Origin of the sequence: Bartonella jaculi (assembly GCF_039543045.1) — a bacterium.
Classification (GTDB): Bacteria; Pseudomonadota; Alphaproteobacteria; order Rhizobiales; family Rhizobiaceae; genus Bartonella; species Bartonella jaculi.
Window position 1 is genome coordinate 1 of record NZ_BAABIZ010000001.1, and the last position, 19315, is coordinate 19315.

The 19315-nt window shown below is 39.8% G+C and carries 13 protein-coding genes; 11 read left to right on the plus strand and 2 right to left on the minus strand.

What is annotated here, in order from left to right:
- Positions 1 to 373 precede the first annotated feature (373 nt).
- From ABD915_RS00005 to edd, 8 genes are all read left to right on the plus strand, one after another.
- Complete coding sequence (locus ABD915_RS00005) at positions 374 to 2242, plus strand: site-specific DNA-methyltransferase (protein WP_345113369.1); 1869 nt, start codon at positions 374 to 376, stop codon at positions 2240 to 2242.
- Positions 2243 to 2270: 28 nt separating this feature from the next.
- Positions 2271 to 5477 carry a restriction endonuclease gene (locus ABD915_RS00010; RefSeq protein ID WP_345113372.1) on the plus strand — a complete coding sequence of 1069 codons (3207 nt, stop codon included), beginning with the start codon at positions 2271 to 2273 and terminating at the stop codon, positions 5475 to 5477.
- A gap of 134 nt (positions 5478 to 5611) precedes the next feature.
- A complete protein-coding gene (locus ABD915_RS00015; RefSeq protein ID WP_345113374.1) occupies positions 5612 to 6037 on the plus strand; it encodes a GNAT family N-acetyltransferase in 426 nt (141 codons plus the stop codon).
- 363 nt (positions 6038 to 6400) lie between these two features.
- Positions 6401 to 7828: a glutamine synthetase family protein gene (locus ABD915_RS00020; RefSeq protein ID WP_345113376.1), complete on the plus strand. Its 1428-nt coding sequence runs from the start codon at positions 6401 to 6403 to the stop codon at positions 7826 to 7828.
- 11 nt (positions 7829 to 7839) lie between these two features.
- Positions 7840 to 9123 (plus strand): NAD(P)/FAD-dependent oxidoreductase, encoded by a 1284-nt coding sequence (locus tag ABD915_RS00025; RefSeq protein ID WP_345113379.1) that lies wholly within the window; start codon positions 7840 to 7842, stop codon positions 9121 to 9123.
- A gap of 116 nt (positions 9124 to 9239) precedes the next feature.
- Positions 9240 to 10715, plus strand: a complete 1476-nt coding sequence (gene zwf / locus ABD915_RS00030) for a glucose-6-phosphate dehydrogenase (protein ID WP_345113381.1) — start codon at positions 9240 to 9242, stop codon at positions 10713 to 10715.
- Between the two features lie 13 nt (positions 10716 to 10728).
- Complete coding sequence (gene pgl / locus ABD915_RS00035) at positions 10729 to 11487, plus strand: 6-phosphogluconolactonase (RefSeq protein ID WP_345113917.1); 759 nt, start codon at positions 10729 to 10731, stop codon at positions 11485 to 11487.
- A 43-nt stretch (positions 11488 to 11530) separates the two neighbouring features.
- Positions 11531 to 13351: a phosphogluconate dehydratase gene (gene edd, locus ABD915_RS00040; protein ID WP_345113384.1), complete on the plus strand. Its 1821-nt coding sequence runs from the start codon at positions 11531 to 11533 to the stop codon at positions 13349 to 13351.
- A 60-nt stretch (positions 13352 to 13411) separates the two neighbouring features.
- Here edd and folD read toward each other — a convergent pair whose 3' ends face one another.
- Complete coding sequence (folD, locus tag ABD915_RS00045; protein WP_345113386.1) at positions 13412 to 14311, minus strand: bifunctional methylenetetrahydrofolate dehydrogenase/methenyltetrahydrofolate cyclohydrolase FolD; 900 nt, start codon at positions 14309 to 14311, stop codon at positions 13412 to 13414.
- A 322-nt stretch (positions 14312 to 14633) separates the two neighbouring features.
- Here folD and ABD915_RS00050 point away from each other — a divergent pair, with 322 nt between their 5' ends.
- Entirely contained in the window at positions 14634 to 16514 is a 1881-nt protein-coding gene (locus ABD915_RS00050) for an AsmA family protein (protein ID WP_345113389.1), read from the plus strand.
- A 91-nt stretch (positions 16515 to 16605) separates the two neighbouring features.
- Here ABD915_RS00050 and ABD915_RS00055 read toward each other — a convergent pair whose 3' ends face one another.
- Positions 16606 to 16749, minus strand: a complete 144-nt coding sequence (locus ABD915_RS00055; protein ID WP_345113392.1) for a hypothetical protein — start codon at positions 16747 to 16749, stop codon at positions 16606 to 16608.
- 228 nt (positions 16750 to 16977) lie between these two features.
- Here ABD915_RS00055 and ABD915_RS00060 point away from each other — a divergent pair, with 228 nt between their 5' ends.
- Positions 16978 to 17712 (plus strand): 16S rRNA (uracil(1498)-N(3))-methyltransferase, encoded by a 735-nt coding sequence (locus ABD915_RS00060; protein WP_345113394.1) that lies wholly within the window; start codon positions 16978 to 16980, stop codon positions 17710 to 17712.
- Positions 17713 to 17788: 76 nt separating this feature from the next.
- Positions 17789 to 19162, plus strand: coding sequence for a glutamate--cysteine ligase (locus ABD915_RS00065; protein WP_345113397.1), 1374 nt, complete (start codon positions 17789 to 17791; stop codon positions 19160 to 19162).
- Positions 19163 to 19315 lie beyond the last annotated feature (153 nt).

The following is a 19315-nucleotide window of genomic DNA, read 5'->3' on the forward strand; positions in this document are numbered from 1 at the left end:
GCAAGTGATTTTGATTGATTCAACATAGACAGATTTGAAATGAGAGAATCTTACGGTATTCGAGACTCTCATTCAATATGAATAACGCTAGATTATCATTATAAATCAATATGTTGTCTGGAGCAGGGAGAGTGTTATAAAAGCAAAATGTCAAAATGTGGTAATGCGAATTGATCTAGCTGACTTGCGTAAGCGAAAAGAGATAAAACAAGCACAAGAAACTTTGAAAAATAAAGAGAACAGCTTATACGACACTTTGCATGAAAGTAAATTTGCAGAGGATACGGAAATAAATAGGATAAAAGGAATTGCGATGTACAAAAGAAATATTCATAGACATATTTTATACTAAGCGTAACGGAGAAGCGCAAAGATGAGTATAATAGCGGGTGAAGATAAAATAGAGGGCATGAGTCAAAGCCCAGTTAATCCAGACATAGAAAAGTTAAAAGCAGCCTTTCCGCAATGTTTTGCTGAGGGAAAGCTGGATATAGACCAGCTTCTTAATCTATGCGGCGAATATATCGATAATGATTTTGAGAAATTCAAATTTGAATGGAAGGGCAAGGGAGCAAGTTTAAAGCTTGCGCAAAAGCCTTCACTCGCGACATTGCGCCCGAAGCGCGAGGAGAGCGTAAACTTTGATAATACACATAATCTTTATATTAAGGGCGATAATCTTGAAGTGTTAAAACTTATCCAGCGGGCTTATTTTGGCCAAGTCAAGATGATTTATATAGATCCGCCCTATAATACGGGGAATGATTTTATCTATTGTGATGATTTTAAAGATCCGCTTGCGCGCTATAAAGAAGTAACGAGCCAAACGACAAAATCGAACCCTGAGACAATGGGGCGGTTTCACACTGCGTGGCTCAATATGATCTATCCTCGGTTGCGTTTAGCGCAAACTTTATTGCACGATGATGGGGTGATATTTATCTCAATTGATGATCATGAAGTGCATAATTTGCGCAAAGTGTGCGACGAGGTGTTTGGCGAAGAGAATTTTGTTGCGCAGCTGGTGTGGAGGAAACGCACTGGTGCTAATGATGCGCAAAACAATGTAAGTACAGACCATGATTACATTTTGTGTTATAGTCGCAGGCACACTGTTTTTAGTGGAGTACAAAAGAGTTTTGCAAATTATACCAACCCCGATAATGACCCGTGTGGGCCTTGGACGCAAGGCGATTTGACGTGTAATAAAACAGCATCAGAGCGACCAAATCTTAATTACCCGATTACTGATCCGCAAACGGGTATAGTTTACCAGTGTAATCCCAATCGTGTATGGGCTTATGAAAAAGGACGAATGGCAAACATCATCAAAGAAGGCAAGGTGATCTTCCCCAAAAACGGACAAGGTACGCCTACTTATAAACGTCATCAAACAGAAGTTAAATCTCAAACTAAACCATTTAGTACAATGCTTGAAACAGATATGAATTTTATAGCGACCAAACAATTACGAGAACTTTTAGGCGGCCAATTTTTTGATCATCCCAAGGGTGTGAGTCTTATAAAGCAATTGATTGAACAGACGACCAGTGACAACGACATCATTCTCGATTTTTTCGCTGGCTCTAGTACAACAGCGCATGCAGTGATGGCTTTGAATGCCGAAGATGGTGGTAATCGCAAATTCATTATGGTGCAATTGCCTGAATTATGTGATGAGAAGAGTGAAGCTTACAAGGTAGGTTATAAGAATATATGCGACATAGGAATTGAACGTATTCGCCGCGCTGGTGCACAAATCAAGCAAAAGCATGAAGCAGAACTCATACGTGAGCAGCCTCTAGACACTGGATTTCGTGTGCTAGAGCTCGATAGTTCTAACTTTCCCATATGGGACGATAGCTCGATTGATCCGAATGCACTTAATGTTAAAGAACAATTGCAAATGCGCTTTGATCATATTTTGCAGGGGGTGAATCCCGAGCGCTCTCATCAAGATATTATCTTCGAGATCATGCTTAAATATGGTTGGCCACTGGATTTAAAATTTTATCCTTTACCAATCAATGGCAAAAATTTTTATTATATAGGTGAGAGCGAAGGCGATGTCTTGGTGATTATAGCCATAGATCCGCCTTTTGAACCTGAAGATGCGGAGGAGATGATAAAGTACTTGCCCGTAAAAATCGTAGCGCTTGATGCGGCCTTTGAAGGTGATGAAGCGCTTATTAATTGCGACTTTATCTTTAAAGACAATAAAGTAAGTTTTGATAAAATTTAAACTATAGAAAGACGATTGGGGCGTCTATATGAAACTTAAATTTAAACAACAAGAATTTCAAAATGATGCGGTTAAAAGCGTCACTGATTTATTTAAAGGACAACCGCAAAGAGCTTCTTCTTTTTCTTTGCGTTCAGAACAAGGACAATTAGTGTTAAATGAATTTGGCTATGGTAATCAATTATTGATCAGTGATGAAAGCATATTAGCAAATTTAAGAGAGGTGCAACAGAACAATAAACTCTTGGCGAGTAAGATGCTAGAGCAAAAGCAGTTTTCTATTGAGATGGAAACGGGAACAGGCAAAACCTATGTCTATAGCAAGACGATTTTTGAGTTAAATCAACGCTATGGCTTTACCAAATTTATTATTGTCGTACCAAGTGTTGCTATTCGCGAAGGGGTATATAAATCACTGCAGGTAACGAGGGAGCATTTTCAAGCAGAGTTTGATAATCTGCCCTATCGTTATTTTATTTATAATTCAAAAGATCTTTCGCAAATTCGCCAATTTGCAAACTCGACCAATATTGAAATTATGATTATCAATATTGATGCATTTAAAAAAGCAGAAAATATTATCAATCTTCCGCAGGATAAACTGAATGGCGAAAGTGCTATACGCTATATCCAAGACACAAATCCGATTGTGATCATAGATGAACCGCAATCGGTGGATAATACAGTAAAAGCGAAGGAGGCTATTGCGAGCCTTAACCCGCTTTGTGTTTTCCGCTATAGTGCCACACATAAAGATGAGATTAATCTTTTATATCGTTTAACACCTATTGATGCTTATCAAAAAGGACTGGTGAAGCAAATTTGTGTCTCTTCTAATCAGATAGAGCAAGATTTTAATCGTCCCTATATTGCCTTGAAAGCCGTATCACGCGAACATGGCTTTAAGGCGCGCTTAGAGTTGGATATTGCGGGAAAGAATGGCACTGTTAGCCGCAAAACGGTTACAGTGAGGCAAGGCGATGATCTGTATCACGTTACAGGTGGGCGTGAGCTTTATAGGGGCTATATTGTTTCGGGTATCAATTGCATGGCGGGGGATGAAGCCGTTGAGTTTTCTGATACCAAAGTCGTCAAATTTGGTCACGCGCTTGGTGATGTGAATACAATAGAGCTTAAACGCGCGCAAATTTATCGCACTATAGAAACACATTTAGATAAGGAATTGCGGCTTGTGCCTTTAGGGATCAAAGTTTTGTCACTGTTTTTTATTGATGAAGTGGCTAAATATCGTAGCAATGATGAAGAGCCAGCGCTTTATGAGCGTATGTTTGAAGAATGTTATGAAGAGTTGTTGGCGAAAGAGAAATATGCCCCCTTGCGGACTAAGTTTGCGCAAAATGTTCGAAACGTGCATGGCGGTTATTTCTCGCAAGACAAGAAAGGCGTGTATAAGGATACAAAGGGCGACAGCCAAGCCGATGATGACACTTATAACACGATTATGCGTGATAAAGAGTGGTTATTATCTTTTGCATGTCCCTTACGTTTTATCTTTTCGCATTCGGCATTAAGAGAAGGCTGGGATAATCCGAATGTGTTTCAAGTGTGTATGTTGATCGAGCAAAAATCGAATTTTACCGCACGGCAAAAGATTGGTCGCGGTTTGCGTTTGTGTGTAAACCAACAAGGTGAGCGGGTGGAAGATAAAGATATAAATGTGCTGCATGTCATGGTGAATGAAAGCTTTGCTGAGTTTGTGAGTACATTGCAAAAAGAATTAGAGGCGGATATTGGTTATAAATTTGGTACATTGCAGATGGAGCAGTTGGTTGGCCGTCTTTATGAAGATGTAAAATATGTAGCGGCTAAAGTGGAAGTGCCACAAGCACAAAAAATTATTCAAACGCTTGTTGCAAAAGATTTGATTGACGAGGCGGGTATGGTTAAAGCAAATCAAGACTTGGTAGCGAATGAATTTGAAGTTATAGGAGCGTCGGAAATACCACGCGAGTTACGTCAAGAAATTGTAAAAAAAATTGATGCGGGCGCACTTATTAATGTTGAGACGCTGCAAGAGCTGACTTATACGACAGTGGTGACGGAAACAAAGACTCTGTCTTCGCAAGAGGCTGCTGATGTATTGGGTGAGTTGCGTGAAAAAGCCTTGCTTACATCAGAAGGGAAAATCACAGATACATTAAAAATGCAATGGGCGGCTGGGACGTTGGATTTAAGTGAACGTTTTAGTAAAGGGCAAAAGCGAGCTGTGCTGCAGGCGCTAGAAGCGAGCCAAGCCATGCCGATTATTCGTAATGCTACGCGCGAGGTGCGGGTTAAGCTTAAAAAGCAAACAGTGGCTTCGCCCGAGTTTTTGTCCTTGTGGGAGAAGATCAATAAAAAAACCACTTATCGTGCAAAGCTTGATCGCACAGAGTTTGTTGCCAAAGCAGTGGATGCAGTGAAAAAAATGGCGCCAGTTGCACCTGCGCATTTGGTTTACCAGACAGCAGAAATAGAACTGGATAGCACCGGTGTGGCCTATGAAGAGCAGTTATTAAAGCAGAGTGCGCTTAATTATAGCTCGTGTGCACTGCCGGATATTGTACATTATTTAAGTTTAAAGTTGAAATTAACCGCAAAGACAATTATTGATATTTTGATAAAGAGTGGTTGTGAGCATGAGTTTGTGAAAAATCCACAAGCTTTTTTAGAATGCATAGAAGAAATACTCAATAAAACCCACGTTAATCTTATAGTTGATGGCATTAAATATTTAAAGTTGGTAGGGCGAGAATATACTGTACAAGAGTTTTTTACCAGCGAAGAGCTTGTGGCGAATTTAGAGCGCACAGCTGTGGTGAGTGAGAAGAGTGTGTATGACCATGTGGTTTATGAAAGTAGTGTGGAGAAAGAGTTTGCGCAAAGTCTCGACAATGATCCTGAAGTCAGATTGTTTTTTAAATTGCCAAGAAGTTTTAAAATAGCTACTCCCATTGGTTCTTATACACCTGATTGGGCGGTCTTTTTAGAGCGGGATGGCGAACAAAAGCTTTACTTTGTACTGGAGACAAAAGGGTCAAATAGTGAGTTTAATCTACGTCTTAAAGAAATGATGAAGATTAAATGCGGAAAAGCGCATTTTGATGCGCTACAAACGGGCGTTGCGTTTAATGACCAGCCGGTGACAAGTTGGCGTGCGTATAAGCGTGGGCTGTCGGCGACGGACGGGTGTGGCAGGGGTGCCAAAAGTACTGAACTCGTTGCCGCGGAATGAAGGGGGGGAGAATAAGTGGCCTGTGGCTAATGCGTTATATTCTTTTGAAATAAATTTTACGAATTTAAAAGCTTGAAAGACTTTATAAGATCTATTTTTCAAGCAGCAATAAGATAGATTAATATTCGTGGAGAGTGTTTATAGAAGTTGCAATTACCCAAGCTTTGTTGTCTGACGTGTCAGAAATCAGCTGCTTTCTGGTTGAGATTTGGCATGATACTTATGATGCAGTGCTTGGTGCAGATGTTGTTACAGCTCAAACGGATAAATGGCATAATGTCGAAGCTATAAGTGATCAGATCAAAAAATGTGGTACCTTATTCTTGATAGCAAAGTGGATGGACAAAATTGCTGGCCATATATTTTTTGATTGTTCTGATAAAGATAAAGCCTGTTTAGCAAGGCTTTATGTGCTACCATCTTATCAGCGTTTAGGAATCGGCGAAAAACTGCTTGAACAAGCCATAGCGATCAATAAGATACAAGGTAAGATCCATCTTAAAGTAAACAGCGAAAATATCAAAGGTCTTTCTTTTATAGAAAATGAGGTTTTAGAGTAACTAGTCAATTACACGAAGACGGGCGAATACTTCTGGCTATGGAGAAAGAGATATAAAAAATTTTACCTTTTAAGTAATAAAAAAGGATAATATGTGTCTATATTTGAATCGGGATTAGATTACGTCCACTATGGTATTTTTCGCTGTTTTATATAAGGAGAAGGTTCGCACCGATGTATCGCGTGCAGTACCAATTTTTCACTCTGTTTTTGAGAATAAGCGGCTTTAGAGAGCGCAAAGTGTATTTTATCTTGATAAACGGTTATATCATCCTTAAACAATCAATTGGGATGAGGTTTTGCATGGTATTTATGCGTGAATGATTCTATAAAGGGGGATCATTGTTTTCTGAATTGGTGTTTTATGGCTGTAAGAAATAGTGAACAAATGAAAAGAAAGAAATGTAAGCCTATTGCCGATTTTGTAAAAAACTTACGTGGTGTAGATAATTGGGAACAAGTTTCGCAATGGCTTGCCTTCCGTAATGTAGAAGATATCGAATGTATTACACCTGATCAAGCGGGTGTTGCACGTGGCAAGATGATGCTTTCTAAAAAATTTACATCGGAAACATCATTGGCATTGCCTTCAGCAGTTTTTATGGCAACAATTTCAGGGGATTATCCTGAAGATGGCAATGGTTTTGAATATCCAAAAACAGATGGTGATCTACGGCTTGAGCCTGATCTTTCTACGTTAAGCATTGTACCATGGGAAGAGGCCCCTACTGCACAAGTGATTTGTGATCTTGTTTATCAAAATGGGCAGATTGTTGATTATACGCCACGAAATGTTTTGCGGACAGTAATTGATTTTTATACCCAAATGGGTTTGAAACCAGTTGTTTCACCAGAAATTGAGTTTTATTTTGTAGAAAAGAATCCCGATCCTGATTATCCGTTAGCTCCTCCAGTAGGGCGTTCTGGACGCTCAATTGGTGGTGGACAGGGCTATTCTATTGCCGGTGTTAACGAATTTGATGAGCTCATTGATGATATTTATCAATTTTCAGAGGCGCAAGGATTAGAAATTGATACGCTCATTCATGAGGAGGGGGCTGGACAGTTTGAAATTAATTTACGTCATGGTGATCCTATTGAATTAGCTGATCAAGTTTTTATGTTTAAGCGAACAATTCGTGAAGCAGCACTAAAGCATAATATGTATGCAACGTTTATGGCGAAACCTATACAGGGGCAGCCGGGTTCTGCTATGCATATTCATCAATCAGTTGTTGATAAAAAGACGGGTATGAACATTTTTACAGAAGAGGATGGCAGTGAAAGTGTCTGTTTTCGCCATTTTATTGGTGGGTTACAAAGACATATGGCTGGGGTTCTTGTGATGCTTGCTCCTTATGTTAATTCTTATAGGCGGCTTATGCCTGATATTTCAGCACCTGTTAATTTGCGATGGGGATATGATAATCGTACCACAGCTTTTCGTGTGCCACGTTCTGCTCCACAAGGACGGCGTGTTGAGAATCGACTTCCTTCGTCAGATGCTAACCCTTATTTAGCACTTGCTGCTTCTTTGACTTGTGGTCTCATTGGTTTACAGCAAAAGCTTGAACCAGATGAGCCGGCAACGAAAACAGTGAATGCTAACAATATCGAATTGCCTCGTGGACTTATTGAGGCGGTTAATTTGTTTGAACGAGATACAGCGGTACGTGCTATTTTAGGAGATGCCTTTGTAAGTACTTATGCTGCTATCAAACGACAAGAATTCGAAACTTTTATGGAAGTGATTAGTCCGTGGGAGCGTGAATATCTTCTTCTTAATGTCTAAGTTTTATTACCATGATTGATGACAATCAAATTTCTCCAGGAATTTCTTGGTATGAGGATACCTTAGAAGAGCGTCCCTCTTATCCATTTTTAGACGAACAAATACAGTGCGATGTGGTTATTATTGGAGGCGGATTTACAGGGCTTTCAGCTGCTTATCATTTAGCAAAAGCAGGAGTGAGGGTTGTTTTGTTTGAAGCTTCGCGTTTTGGCGACGGTGCGTCGGGACGCAATGGTGGCCAATTAGGAACAGGCCATCGCCAATGGGTAGAAACATTAGAAAAACAGTATGGTTTTGAAAGAAGTAAGGTGCTGTTTGATTTAACGGAGGAAGCTAAAAGGGATATTTTATCTTGGGATGCGCTATCTGATTGCTCTCTTGACTTTATGGCAGGGCAGCTTTCAGTTATCCATAAAGAACGTAAAATGAGTGCGTATCAGAGGCATATTGAGACGATGCAGCGTTATGGGTATAAGGGGCTTACTTTTATGGATAAAGCTGAAACAGCTGAACGGCTTGGCTCCTCTTTTTATTATGGCGGTATCTATGATGCAGACACTGGACATATCAATCCCTTAAAGCTGGTTGTTTTGTTGGCAAAAAAAGCAAAAAACGCTGGCGCTAAACTTTATGAGAAGACACAGGCAATGGCGGTAGAGCGTAATGGTAGCCATTGTGTTGTGAGAACAAAGCGGGGCAATGTAAAGGCTGAGCACATTTTATTAGCGACCAATGCGTATAAGCTTGGACTTCAGTGTTTTGTTGAAAAAAAAATTGTTTCTCTCCGCTCTTATATTGGAGCAACGGAACCATTACCAAAGCAGTGTTCAATTCTTGTGGGGGGCGAATCTGTGGATGATTCTCGTTTTATGGTTCGCTATTTTCGCAAAAGTATTGATAACCGTTTATTATTTGGAGGAGTAGAAAGTTATGATAATCAACACCCTACGAATTTAGATGAACGTATACGAGGGCAGATTTCTGAAATTTATCCTCAGCTAAGATCTATAAATCTGACTCATTATTGGGGTGCAACCGTGGCAATTACTGTTGAACGTATGCCCTATGTTCGTCAACTTATGCCCGGTATCACTTATTGTGGTGGATATTCAGGGCACGGGGTCATGCTTGCCCCTTTTATGGGGAAATTATATGCTGAATGGCTGACTGGAAAGCATGAACGTTTTACGTATTTTCAGGATTTAAAGATTTCCTCTTTTCTGGGTGGAAGAGTTTTTCGTTATCCATTTGTATTTTTAGCGATGCATTGGTTTTCCTTGATGGATCGTTTTTAATTGGATATCGTTTGAAGCGAAGGAAATTAATGGCTTGTTTAGCATCTGTCTGCTTTAATGAGTTGAGCTTCCAGACTATTTAAACTTTTATAATCGAATGGGAAATAGACAAGTTTATGGTGAGTAGAATTATTCCAGTTTCCCCCTTTGATTGTATTGTTTTTGGTGGTAATGGTGATTTAGCATCACGCAAACTTATACCTGCTCTCTATCATTGTCAGTGTGTTGGACAATTTAGTGAGCCAACACGTATTATTGCGGTTTCGCGTTCTTCGTTGAGTAGTGAGGAGTATCAAAATTTTGTTTGTGCTGCTCTGAAGAAATATGTTCATCCCAAAGATCTCAACCCAATTGAGCTTAATCGTTTTCTTGCACGTTTAACCTATGTTTCTGTTGATATTATTTCAAACCGAGGATGGGGGGATTTAGCTCTCCTGCTCTCAAAAGAATCTGCTGATATTCGGGCTTTTTATTTAGCAGTTGGTTCGCCACTTTTGGGTGATATTGCGATGCGATTGGGACAAAACGGTTTGGTGACGCAGCAAACACGGATTATCATTGAAAAACCTATTGGCCGCAATGTAAAAACAGCGGTTGAGCTTAATGATACATTTGCAAGAGTATTTAATGAAGATCAAATTTTTCGCATAGATCATTATCTTGGCAAGGAAACTGTTCAAAATTTAATGGCATTGCGGTTTGTTAATACACTTTATGAGCCTTTATGGAATTCCAACTATATTGATCATGTTCAGATAACGGTTGCTGAATCTTTAGGATTAGAAGGGCGTGTAGAATATTATGAGAGTGCAGGTGCGCTACGCGACATGGTACAAAATCATATGCTGCAATTGCTTTGTTTGGTTGCTATGGAAATACCGTTTACTAACAGTGCAAATGCTGTGCGTGATGAAAAACTTAAAGTTTTGCATTCTTTAATGCCTCTCGATGTTCATAACGTAGGGCAAAATACCGTGCGTGGACAGTATCTTGCTGGTGTATCGGATGGTATTTCTGTAAAATCTTATCTTGATGATTTGGGGAAAAAGGTCAGTAAGAGTGAAACATTTGTGGCTCTTAAGATTAAGATTAATAATTGGCGTTGGGCGGATACACCTTTTTATTTACGAACTGGTAAGCGTATGTCTGCGCGTATGTCTGAAATTGTTGTCGTTTTTAAACCCGTTCCTCATAATATTTTTGATACGGATTTAAATGGGATTTTTTCTAATCGATTAGTTATTCGTCTCCAGCCTGATGAGGGGGTGAAACAATGGTTGATGATTAAGGACCCAGGTCCTGGTGGTATGCGGTTTCGTCATATTCCCTTGGATATGCGTTTTGCGTCTGCGTTTTCTCAGCGCAATCCTGATGCTTATGAACGCTTATTAATGGACGTGGTTCGGGGAGATCAAACACTGTTTATGCGTCGTGATGAAGTTGAGGCTGCTTGGCGTTGGATTGATCCGATTCTTGGGGGATGGGAGGCAATAAAGCAGCCTATTCATGGATATAGTGCTGGTTCATGGGGACCATCTGTTTCGACTATTTTGATGGAACGTGATGGGCGCATGTGGAACAACTTAGTTTAGAGTGATAATAATAATGTATGGAATGAATATCGACCGTTTAAATTTTGAAACACCCTCGGATTTAGCTCTGGCATTGGCTGATCGAGTCGCAGCAGAGCTTAGTGTGTCTATTCTTGAGCGTAAGCGAGCAATTTTAGCTGTTTCTGGTGGGAAAACACCAGAATTGTTTTTTCATTATTTGTCAAAAGCGGATATTGATTGGGAAAATATCATCATCACTTTGGTTGATGAACGTTTTGTGCCTTCACATCATGAGCGTTCAAATGAACATGTTGTACGGCGCTATTTATTACAAAATTTTGCGGCTAAAGCGCATTTTGTGGGACTTTATCAGAAGGCAATTACTGCCGAACTTGCTGCTTTTTCAGCAGCTAGTCGTATCAATACTTTGCCTAGACCATTTGATGTAGTTGTTTTGGGAATGGGGGAGGATGGACATACTGCTTCTTTTTTTCCTGATGCTGATCGTTTGAAACAAGCACTTGATCTTCAGACGCAGGCACTTGTTTTACCACTTCATGCGAAGAGTGCTCTTGAGCCAAGGCTTACGCTAACTTTACCGGTCATAATGCAATCTCGTTGCATTATTCTTCATTTTGAGGGTTTTGAGAAACGTGATTGTTTTGAAGAAGTTTGTCGAGACGGATCTGAAATAGAAATGCCTGTTCGAGCAGTTTTACGTAATGCCAATCACCTTGTTCAGGTTTATTGGTCGCCTACAGAAGATGAAATAAATGAAGTAGAACATGATAAGGAAGCTGTTGATACTTAATCTTTTTTAAGTATTGGGGCGTGCATATAAACAAGGAATAAACATGGCACTTTCGAAAACAATTGCTACGGTTACACGAAGAATTTATGAACGTTCTCTCCCAACGCGAGAAGTTTATCTAGACCGTATTGCAAAGGCGCAAGAAAATCGTCCCAAGCGGAGTTTTTTAGAATGTGCCAATCAGGCTCATGGTTTTGCTGCCTGTAGTCCAATAGATAAAAAGCGTTTGAAGCATAATATTGTTGGGAACATTGGTATTATCACGGCATATAATGATATCCTTTCAGCACATCAACCTTTTGAGACTTTTCCTCACTTAATTAAAGAGGCTGCCCGTATGGTTGGTGGTGTGGCACAAGTGGCAGGTGGTGTACCTGCAATGTGCGATGGTGTCACACAAGGGAATGCGGGGATGGAGCTTTCGCTTTTTTCCCGTGAAGTGATTGCAATGGCGACAGCTATAGGCTTATCACACAATATGTTTGATGCTGCGCTGTACCTCGGAGTTTGTGATAAAATCGTACCTGGTTTGGTGATTGGAGCACTCACATTTGGTCATTTACCAGGGATTTTTATTCCCGCAGGTCCTATGACAAGTGGTCAAGGGAATGATGAAAAAGCGAAAATACGTCAACTTTACGCGGAAAATAAGATAGATCGACAAACATTGCTAGAATCAGAAGCCCGCTCTTATCATGGACCAGGAACATGTACATTTTATGGAACGGCTAATTCAAATCAGGCAATACTGGAGATAATGGGGTTACACATGCCTGGAGCCTCTTTTATCAATGCGAACACACCGTTGCGTGATGCTTTAACAAAGGAAGCCACTGAGCGTGTACTTGAAATGACAACTCTTGGTGATGATTATAGTCCAATTGGTATGATCGTTGATGAGCGTTCTTTTGTGAACGCTATTGTAGGGTTAAATGCAACAGGAGGATCTACTAATCATGCGATTCATTTGATTGCTATGGCTGCTGCTTGTGGTATTCGCTTAACATGGCATGATATTGCAGAAATTTCGTCAGTTGTTCCTCTTTTAGTACGGATTTATCCTAATGGTTTGGCTGATATAAATCACTTTCATGCAGCTGGTGGTATGGGATTTGTCATTCGCGAGCTCATTGAGGCTGGTTTAGTCCATGAAGATGTTCGTACAGTTTCTGGTAAAGATCTCAGTGCTTATGCAATTGAAGCAAAGCTTTACGCTGATGGCAATGTGGTGCGCGAGCCTGCTCTCAAGGAAAGTGGTAATCATAAGGTGTTAACGGGGTGGAGGAAGCCATTTCAGTCTGATGGTGGTATTCGTGTTTTATCGGGAGACTTGGGGGTAGCTATTATAAAAACATCATCCGTTAGCTCTGAGTATTTGCAGATTGAAGCTCCAGTTGTTGTCTTTAATGATCAAGAGGGACTGCAAAAGGCTTTTAAATCTGGTGCGTTGAATGACAAAGATTTTATCGCTGTCATTCGCTACCAAGGCCCCAAAGCGAATGGTATGCCAGAGCTTCATAAATTAACGACAATTTTAGGTGTTTTACAAGATCGGGGGCAAAAGGTGGCATTGGTAACAGATGGTCGTATGTCAGGTGCCTCAGGAAAAATTCCTGCTGCAATCCACGTGACACCAGAAGCTTTAGATAATGGTCCCATTGCGCGTTTGCAGGATGGTGACACCGTTTGTCTTGATGCCCATATGGGTAAGTTAACTGTTTTAGAAGATATGGTAGAGTTTCATGCACGAACGATAATGCCTCCCGATCTTTCAAAAAATGAATATGGCGTTGGGCGCGAGCTTTTTCGTGTTTTTCGCCAATCAGTTAACCGTGCCGATCAAGGGGCATCTGTGTTATTATAGCACGAGTAAAGCGCGAAAAGGTGAAAAGTAATGCGCGTACAATGAAAGTGCGTAAAATCCTTAGAATTTTGGTACGGGAAGATTGTGTGCTCGAGCGGCAGCTGTGAGTGTATTAACCATCAGCATAGCAATTGTCATAGGTCCAACTCCTCCTGGAACGGGGGTAATTGCAGCAGTTTTTTCTTTTATTTCTTCAAAATCGACATCACCGACAAGACGCGTCTTTCCTATACCTTTTTCTGGTGCTTCAATGCGATTAATGCCAACATCAATAACAACAGCACCATTTTTAACCCAATCTTTTTTAATCATTTTGGGGCGACCAACAGCTGCGACTAAGATATCGGCGCTACGACATACATCATCAAGATCGCGGGTACGACTATGAGCGATCGTTACAGTAGCATTCGCTGCTGTTAAGAGTGCGGCCATAGGTTTGCCGACAATATTAGAGCGTCCAACAACAACAGCATCAAGACCAGATAAATCTCGTCCACATTGTTGTTCAATCATCATCATAGCACCAGCCGGTGTGCAGGGAATAATAGCGTCTTCAAGTGCGTTTGCAGCAAGTTTTCCTATATTGATATAATGAAAACCGTCAACATCTTTTTGGAAAGCGATGGCTTGTGTTATGCGGTTTGTGTTCATATGGTCAGGTAAGGGAAGCTGTACCAAAATACCATGGATTTTGGGATCAGAATTTAATGCTGCAATGAGTTGAAGGAGCTCTTTTTCTTGTGTTTCTTTGGACATCATATGTTTGATTGAAAGAAAGCCACATTCTTCGGCTTTTTTGCTTTTTGATGTGACATATACCTGACTTGCGGGGTCATCTCCAACAATGATAACAGCGATACCAGGTTGTATCTTATAGTTATTGCGCAGTTTTGTTGTTTCAGCTTTAACTTTTACAATAATCTCTTCAGCGAGCTTTTTTCCGTCGATAATATTGTTCATAGCAGCTGTCCTTTCAGTAGGGCTGTTTAATGTTTTTGTAAAGCATTTGCTGACGATACAATAGAGCTTTGTAGCAGTATTAATCTGGTAATGCTAAAAGAATGGTTCGCTAGTGTTGTATATTTTTGAATTTTCAGAAGACTTTAAAATAATTGTTTTGTTAAGAAGCAGCAACATTGCTGTTCCAATAAACTTTGGATAAGAACAAGAATAATGCAATTATTAAATGAGATATGACAGATTTTAGGATTGTAAGAAGTTTTTTAACGATATTTAGATGTGCTTTTAATCTGTTATCGGGGTGAAAATGTAGAGGAAGATTGTGCAGGCCAGAATAATCAAGTTTTTGAGCGGGATTTTTACTGCAATTGTTTTTTTATTTGGGGTTTGTATCCTTATTTTACCTTATCTTGTGTCAACAGATGCGATTCGTATTCGTTTGGCCCAAGATTTGAGTGCGTGGACGGGTTATAATGTGCAATTGCGTGATCCACCACGGTTAAATCTTTTTCCTTATCCTAAAGCATTTCTTTCCGGTGTTACTTTAACATCAAAAATGAATAATATTGTACCATTGATGGAAGCTGAATCGATAGAAGTTGATCTTTCTTTGGTCGATCTTTTTTGGGGGCATGTTTCTTTTTCAGAGACGCGAATTGTGCGTCCCCAATTTTTTCTAGAAAAGCCTGTTAAAACAGGTGCTGATTTTTTTGATAGATTTTCGCGGTCACAAGGTGCCTTAGGATTAGCGATACGTAATGCTCGTGAAATAATTAAGCATAATCCTGACCAGCCAGATATAAAGCATCTTTTAGACCAACCCTTTGGGCGGATTGTTATTGAAAATGGCACGCTCGTTTATCATGATAGTATTTCCGGTGTGCCAGAAAAAATAACGGGATTAAATGCAACTTTAGATTGGCCAGAATCAACGCAGAAAATGCGGTTTCGTGCAGATGCTCGTTGGCGTGGAGAGTTGACAAAATTATCAATTGATGCCGACCAAGCATTGCTGCTTTTAGCAGGAGGGAAAAGCCAGATTAAGGCAAGCGTCAATTCTGTGCGTGGTGGTATAACCTTTACAGGGCAGGCACGATTATCTGAATATTACATTTTTGACGGGAAGGTATCAATGCGTTCTCCGGGGTGGAATCAGACATTGTATTGGATTGGAAGCAATCAGTTTTGGGGTCATAGATTGAAAACACCTATTGTATGGGAGTCTCATTTTTTAGCGCAACCCATGCATATCAAAATGAATAATGTGACATTTACGATGGGTAAAACAAGCGCGCGTGGAGCTTTAGAGCTTGCTTTTCAGGATTATGTACCAATCGTAATTGGATCTTTAGCATTGGATAACCTAGATTTCAATCTCTTGGAATCGCTATTTTCTTTAGTTGAAGAGAAGAAAACACCCCTTGATATGAAGATTTTTGATCGCATTGGAGTAGATTTACGCCTTTCTTCTCCTCAAGCGAAAGTAGGGAATATTGCACTGACTAATTTAGCTGCTGCGATACAAATAAGAAATGGACATATCATTTTTGATCTTGGACATGCGAATGTTTTTGGTGGATCACTTCAAAGCAACATGCAAATTGCACCAGTGGATAAGAAAGTGCATATTGAAGGACGCGCTTCGGGTGTTTCCATTGATATGCAGGCTTTTTTAGAGGCTCTAGGCATCATTCCATTTGTACAAAGCAAAGCAAATTTTACCATGACAATACGCACGTTTGCTCGTTATTGGTCGGAAATTTTTGCGAAAATGCAGAGTGAATTAACACTGAATATGTCTACTGGTCGGCTGTTAGGGTATGATTTGAATGATTTGCAGACAACGCTTTCAGAAAAGGAACAATTTCTGTTAGTGAATAATAACTTCTTATCCACAGCCTTTGATCGTTGGGATATTCAGACGAGATATTCAGACGGCACCATGACGATAGCAGAATCATTGATGCGTACAGCGGACTGGAATTTATCAATTCAGGGGAGGATTGCAGCTGCTATTGCTCAAGAGCGACAGAAAGAATTTACATTGCAGGCAGAAGTACGAAAAAGTAATAGCTCAGAAACTTTATGTAAAGATGTCCAGTGTCTTACTAACAGCCTTGCATGGCCTATTACTTTTTCTCTTAGTTCTGAAGGGCAAAAACGCGGCAATTTTTGGGTAAAAAAAGATATCGATACAGACTGATTGTTGTTTTTCAATAGCGAGAAGGATCTTAGAAAATTATTTGAAAAATATTGTGTTGATATAAAAATTTGAATGATATGTAGTTTAAGGCTTATTGGATTTGAGAGGAGATTCCATAGCCATCTTCAGTGACCATGTGCTTTCCATCTGCTCCAACGGAGCCAATTCCTACCGTAATTAGAATAAAAGCTAGAAGGGTGGTGATAGTAATAATTGTAGCTTTTTTTGCAGACATATTTTTCCTCCAATCATGCAATAAATCACAAAATACAATGGCGAATGATCTGTTATTGTGAGTTTGTATAAGAGCAGAATCACTTAGTGTTTCCTTTGTTCCAATCATTATCTCATAAAGTTAAAAAAACTCTATAATTCTTTATATGTTATAGTTCTATAGATATATTTTTTTCTTTTTGTTATATATTTTCCTTCATTTTCTCGAATTGGCTTTGGCACGATTTTTATGCGTATAAATTATAAACTTAAAAGATTATTTATCCGACAGCCACTTGCTTTGAATCAAGAAATAAAGATAGAGGGTGCGCAAGCTTCTTATCTTGTACGTGTTTTGCGGATGCAAGAAGGAGCCGAAATTTTACTTTTTAATGGACAGGATGGTGAGTGGCTTGCTAAACTCACCACCGTTGGGAAAAAATTTGTTGTGGTTCAGCTTATTCATCAAGAAAGATTGCAAACGGCGCATTCGAATTTCATTTACTGCTTTGCTCCACTCAAAAATGCGCGTTTGGATTATATGGTGCAGAAAGCTGTTGAGATGGGGGTATCGATTTTGCAGCCTGTTATAACGCAACACACACAGGTTACGCGTATCAATATTGCGCGTATGGAGGCTAATGTTGTTGAAGCTTCTGAACAGTGTGGCATTTTATCTTTACCAGAGTGTGTATCTGCTGTGTCGTTAGCAGAACTTTTAGCACGTTGGGATGAGACACAGCCTTTATTCTTTTGTGATGAAATGCATAGATCGCATAATTTATTACCTCTTTTAAAAAAGCGGGAAATTACTACACCAGGTGTCCTCATTGGACCAGAAGGTGGTTTTAGTAAAGAAGAGCGGGATTTTTTAAAAAAACGCCCTTTTGTGTTTCCGATATCGTTAGGTCCCCGTATTTTACGTGCTGATACTGCAGCTGTTGCTGCGTTGGCACTTCTTAATGCTACCGTGGGGGATTGGTGAATTAATTGAGAAGTTTTTACATCATTCTGAACAATTCATTTAGAATGAGGGAACTGATGATAGGATATAATAAGTTATGGCGCTTGATATAACTGATGAAAGTGAAATTTATAACTTAGATTCCTTGGTTAGCTATTTCCAAGGGGGGTGTAAAGTAGAAAATGATTGGCGTATTGGTACAGAACATGAGAAATTTCCATTCTATATAGACGATTTCCGCCCCGTTCCTTATGAAGGTGCGAGGGGGGTTCGTGCACTTTTAGAAGGAATGCAAAGAGCTTTAGGGTGGGAGCCTATTTTAGATGAAGGAAACATTATTGGGCTCGTAGGATCAGTGGGTCAAGGTGCTATTTCTTTAGAACCTGGAGGGCAATTTGAATTATCTGGTGCACCGCTAAAAACAATTGGTCATACTTATTGCGAGGTGATGGAGCATTTAGCTCTTCTTAAGAAAATTTCAGGGCCATTGGGTATTGGTTTTCTCGGTATGGGTGCTAGTCCAAAGTGGAGCTTAGCTGAAACTCCGCGAATGCCTAAATCACGTTATCAAATTATGGCTGATTATATGCCCAAAGTTGGTCATAGTGGTCTTGATATGATGTATCGCACATCGACTGTTCAGGTTAATCTTGATTTTTCATCTGAAACTGATATGCGGCGCAAAATGCAAGTATCGATGAAGTTACAGTCTATCGCGACAGCGTTATTTGCCAGTTCACCTTTTACAGAGGGGAGTCCGAATGGTTTTTTGTCTTGGCGTTCTGAAATTTGGCGCGATACTGATAATCAGAGGACTGGAGTTCTTCCCTTTATATTTTCTGAGCGTTTTGGTTTTGTAGATTACGTTGAATGGGCACTTAATGTACCAATGTATTTTGTTGTGCGCGATGGTCGTTATTACGATTGTACGCATATAACTTTTCGTCAGTTTATGAATGGGGCTTTAAGAGGGAAGATTGCAAATTCAATGCCAAACATGGGAGATTGGATTAATCATTTATCGACTTTATTTCCCGAAGTACGCTTAAAACGATTTTTAGAAATGAGAGGTGCTGACTGCGGTTCTTCGAGGCGTATCTGTGCGTTGTCTGCTTTTTGGGTTGGGCTTCTTTATGATAGTGAAGCACTTAATGAGGCAGAGGCTTTGACAAAAGATTGGTGTTTTGAAGAAATTTTGGATATGCGCGAACGTGTCCCTAAACAAGGACTAAGAACACCTTTTCGTCGAACCATAGTTTTAGAAATAGCCCGTCAGGCTGTTGCTATTTCACGCAAGGGTTTAAAAAATCGTCAACAGTATGATGCTGATGGTTTTGATGAGACAAGTTTTCTAGCCCCCTTAGAAGAAGTGATTGCAATGGGCCAAACAGATGCTGATAAACTTTTATCCAATTATCATTCTATTTGGAGTGGGGCTGTAGAACCTGTATTTTTAGAATGCGCCTATTAAAATTTTAAAGCAAGAAAAATGCATTATACTTCTGGAGAAGTGTGTACCGTTGTGTTATTTATTTACGAATTGTCTTAAAAAGAGATATTACATCTTCTCCGCATCATTCATAAAGGGTATCGTGTAAGGTTTATTAGGCGTTGGCATCTTTAT

Excerpts from the sequence above, each read along its gene's own strand:
- ABD915_RS00005 (WP_345113369.1), top strand. The coding sequence starts at position 374 with ATGAGTATAATAGCGGGTGAAGATAAAATAGAGGGCATGAGTCAAAGC.
- ABD915_RS00010 (WP_345113372.1), top strand. The coding sequence starts at position 2,271 with ATGAAACTTAAATTTAAACAACAAGAATTTCAAAATGATGCGGTTAAA.
- ABD915_RS00020 (WP_345113376.1), top strand. The coding sequence starts at position 6,401 with ATGGCTGTAAGAAATAGTGAACAAATGAAAAGAAAGAAATGTAAGCCT.
- ABD915_RS00025 (WP_345113379.1), top strand. The coding sequence starts at position 7,840 with ATGATTGATGACAATCAAATTTCTCCAGGAATTTCTTGGTATGAGGAT.
- zwf (WP_345113381.1), top strand. The coding sequence starts at position 9,240 with ATGGTGAGTAGAATTATTCCAGTTTCCCCCTTTGATTGTATTGTTTTT.
- pgl (WP_345113917.1), top strand. The coding sequence starts at position 10,729 with ATGTATGGAATGAATATCGACCGTTTAAATTTTGAAACACCCTCGGAT.
- edd (WP_345113384.1), top strand. The coding sequence starts at position 11,531 with ATGGCACTTTCGAAAACAATTGCTACGGTTACACGAAGAATTTATGAA.
- folD (WP_345113386.1), bottom strand. The coding sequence starts at position 14,311 with ATGAACAATATTATCGACGGAAAAAAGCTCGCTGAAGAGATTATTGTA.
- ABD915_RS00055 (WP_345113392.1), bottom strand. The coding sequence starts at position 16,749 with ATGTCTGCAAAAAAAGCTACAATTATTACTATCACCACCCTTCTAGCT.
- ABD915_RS00060 (WP_345113394.1), top strand. The coding sequence starts at position 16,978 with ATGCGTATAAATTATAAACTTAAAAGATTATTTATCCGACAGCCACTT.
- ABD915_RS00065 (WP_345113397.1), top strand. The coding sequence starts at position 17,789 with ATGGCGCTTGATATAACTGATGAAAGTGAAATTTATAACTTAGATTCC.